This window comes from Cryobacterium sp. 10I1 (assembly GCF_035019805.1).
GTDB classification, from domain to species: domain Bacteria; phylum Actinomycetota; class Actinomycetes; order Actinomycetales; family Microbacteriaceae; genus Cryobacterium; species Cryobacterium glucosi.
In genome coordinates, this window is sequence record NZ_JASJVF010000313.1 from 1 (window position 1) to 3205 (window position 3205).

Below are 3205 nucleotides of genomic sequence, written 5' to 3' on the forward strand. Positions count from 1 at the left end.
CAGTAGGGGTGCCCGATTCCGGCGGCGATCGCCAGACCGCCGGCGATGAGCACGCCCACGACGTTCTGCAGGATCGCCAGCCAGACCTGCGGATCGGTGACGGCCCGCGGCCAGAGGCGCGGCCGCCGCGGCAGACCTTTGAACAGCACGGCAGACCGGTCCCCCGAGAGCCGCCGGAGCGTCCAGCCGGACATCGTCAGCAACCAGGCGAAGACCGCACCGCACACCGCCACGAGCAGCCGCGGTCCGAATTCCGCCGCGGGCGTCGGCACCTGGGCGCAGACCGCGAACGCGAACACGAAGAACAGCGGGGTGCCGGGCACGAGCCCGGCGGTCGCGGCGATCAGGATGCCGGCGGCCACGACGAACAGCAGGCCGGCGGTCAGGAGGGGAAGGCTCGCACCGGCGATGGCCACGATGAGCGCGAGGGTGATGCTCACGAGCAGGAATCCCCCGCCGATGCTGATGGTGCGGGCACGGAGCCGGTAGGGGTCGTTGCGGCCGTAGAGCGCCGTCATCGCACCGAAGGACGCGTAGGCGGTCCAGTCGAGGCGCCCCCAGACCACGAGGAGCACCAGTGGAAGTGCCATCGCGAGGCTCGCTCGCACGGCCACTTCGATGTCGAGCGCGCGCAGCGAACGCACCCGTTCGAGGAGTCCCTCCGACACTAGATCTTCTCGATCGGCGCGATCTTGATCAGGAGCTTCTTTGCGCCCGCCGTATCGAACTGGACGTGTGCGACCCGCTTGGTGCCCTCGCCGGCGACCTGGTTGACGCGCCCGTCGCCGAAGCTCGAGTGCCGGATCCGGTCGCCGGCCGCGAGCTCGAGGTCGCCGTTGTCGCGGACCTGGGTGACGGCGTTCGCCCACTCGGTCTTCGGTTTCGGGGCGGGCGGCAGCTCGCTGAAACCGCTGCGGGTGGAGTTGAAGCCGCCGCCGAAGCCGTCCCTGCGATTGAGCGCACGCGACTGGGTGCCGTTCCGGGAGTTGGCCATGCCGGGCGACTGCTTCCAGTCGATCAGCGCGGCCGGGATCTCCTGGAGGTAACGGCTCGGCATGGCCACGTTGATCTCGCCGAACTGGGCGCGGGTCATCGCGAGCGAGAGGTAGAGGCGCTGCCGGGCCCGGGTGATGCCCACGTAGAACAGGCGGCGTTCCTCGGCGGGGCCGCCCGGCTCGTTCGCCGACATCTGGTGGGGCAGCAGCCCCTCCTCGACCCCGGTCAGGAACACGGCTTCGTACTCGAGGCCCTTCGCGGTGTGCAGTGTCATCAGGGAGACGGTGCCCGAGGCGTCGTCGAGGTCGTCCGCTGCCGCGACGAGCGAGACCTGGGTGAGGAAGTCGACGAGGCCGGCGTCGGGGTTCTCCCGGTTGAAGTCCTTCGTCTGGGCGACGAGTTCCTCGATGTTCTCCGCCCGCGCTTCGTCCTGGGGGTCGCGGCTGTTGCGCAGCACCGTGAGCAGCCCGCTGCCCTCGAGCACGAAGGTCAGCAGCTCGGAGACGTTCACCGGCCCGCCGGGATACGCCGGGTCGATCTTGAGGGCGGCCTCGTCGAGCACGCCGGCCAGCTGCAGGATCGCGCCGGTGACCTTCTGGCCGAGTCCGAGGGACGCGGAATCGCGCATCGCCTCGCGGAAGCTGATCTGGTTGGCCTCGGCGAAGCTGCCGAGCCCGGTCTCCGTTGCGGGGCCGATGCCGCGCTTGGGGGTGTTCAGGATGCGCCGCAGGGCGAGCTCGTCGTCGGGGTTGGCGACCGCGATCAGGTAGGCGAGCGCGTCCTTGATCTCGGCACGCTCGTAGAATTTGGTGCCGCCGACGACCCGGTACGGCACGGCGGCGCGGACGAAGATCTCCTCGAGCGCCCTGGTCTGGGCGTTGGTGCGGTAGAACACGGCCATGTCCCGGTACGCCATGCCGGCCCCGTGCAGCGTCTCGATCTCGTCCGCGACGAACTGGGCCTCGTCGTGACCGTTGTACGCGGTGTAGCCGACGATCTTCTCGCCGTCGCCGCCCGCGCTCCACAGCTTCTTGTCTTTGCGGTCGAAGTTGTGGCCGATCACGGCGTTCGCCGCCGAGAGGATGTTCTGGGTCGAGCGGTAGTTCTGCTCGAGCAGGATGACCTTCGTGCCGGGGAAGTCCCGTTCGAATTCGCTGATGTTGCGGGTGTCGGCGCCGCGGAAGGCGTAGATGGACTGGTCGGAGTCGCCGACGACGGTGAGGGAGGCACCGGGGATGCCGCCAGTCGGCTCGCGCAGGTTGCGCACGTGCACGCCGGTCGCCTCGAGTTCGTCGGCGAGCTCTGCGGTGACGGGTAGCGTGAGTTCGCGTACGAGCGAGTACTGGGCGTGGTTGGTGTCCTGGTATTCGTCGACGAGGATATGCCGGAAGCGCCGCCGGTAGGTTGCGGCGACGCGGGGGAAGGCGCGGAACAGGTAGACCGTCTCGCCGATCAGGTCGTCGAAGTCGAGGGCGTTCGCCGCACGCAGGCGCTGCGTGTACTGGCGGAAGATCTCGATGAACATGACCTCCTGCGGGTCACTGAGGTTGGCGTTGCGGGCGTAGGAATCGACGTCGGCGAGCTCGTTCTTGAGCTTGGAGATCTTCGCGGCGGCGTTGCCGGGCGTGAATCCGTACGTGTCGGCGTCGAGCGACTTGATGATGCGCTTGAGGGTGACCTTGGTGTCCGCGGAGTCGTAGATGCTGAAGCTCGAGGAGAGGCCGGCGCTCTCTGCCTCGCGACGCAGGATGCGGACGCAGGAGGAATGGAAGGTCGAGATCCACATGCCCTCTGAACCCTCGCCGAGGAGGACCTTGACCCGCTCGCGCATCTCGGCGGCGGCCTTGTTCGTGAAGGTGATCGCGAGGATCTGGCTCGGGTAGGCCTCCCGGGTCTCGAGCAGGCTCGCGATGCGGCGGGTCAGCACGCTCGTCTTGCCACTGCCCGCACCCGCGATGATGAGGAGGGACGGCCCGCGGTACTCGACGGCTTCGAGCTGCTGCGGGTTGAGCCCGTCGAGCAGGGGACTCTGCCGCTGGCCGGGCTCGCCATCGGGGCGGCCGGGGCCGTAGCCGTCGCCATAGCCGTCCAGGATTATCGGCGTTGCCGAAGAAGTGCGTGCGGGGGTGTTGTCCGGGTCGAAGGGCGTCATCATCTCGCCTCCAAGTCTAAGCGGTGCCCCTGACACCGGCAGGGGCACCGCTTAGAC

The 3205-nt window shown here is 68.6% G+C and carries 1 protein-coding gene and 1 pseudogene; both read right to left on the reverse strand.

Features of this window, described 5'->3' with window-relative positions:
* A pseudogene (locus QN345_RS17130) lies at nt 1-668 on the reverse strand (FUSC family protein); the annotation flags it as partial.
* Nucleotides 668-3148, reverse strand: coding sequence for an ATP-dependent helicase (locus QN345_RS17135; RefSeq protein WP_322189866.1), 2481 nt, complete (start codon nt 3146-3148; stop codon nt 668-670). The pseudogene QN345_RS17130 and the gene QN345_RS17135, both read right to left, overlap by 1 nt.
* Nucleotides 3149-3205 lie beyond the last annotated feature (57 nt).

What these genes read in the sequence shown, in the direction of transcription:
- QN345_RS17135 (WP_322189866.1), bottom strand. Translation starts at nt 3,148, where the DNA reads ATGACGCCCTTCGACCCGGACAACACCCCCGCACGCACTTCTTCGGCA.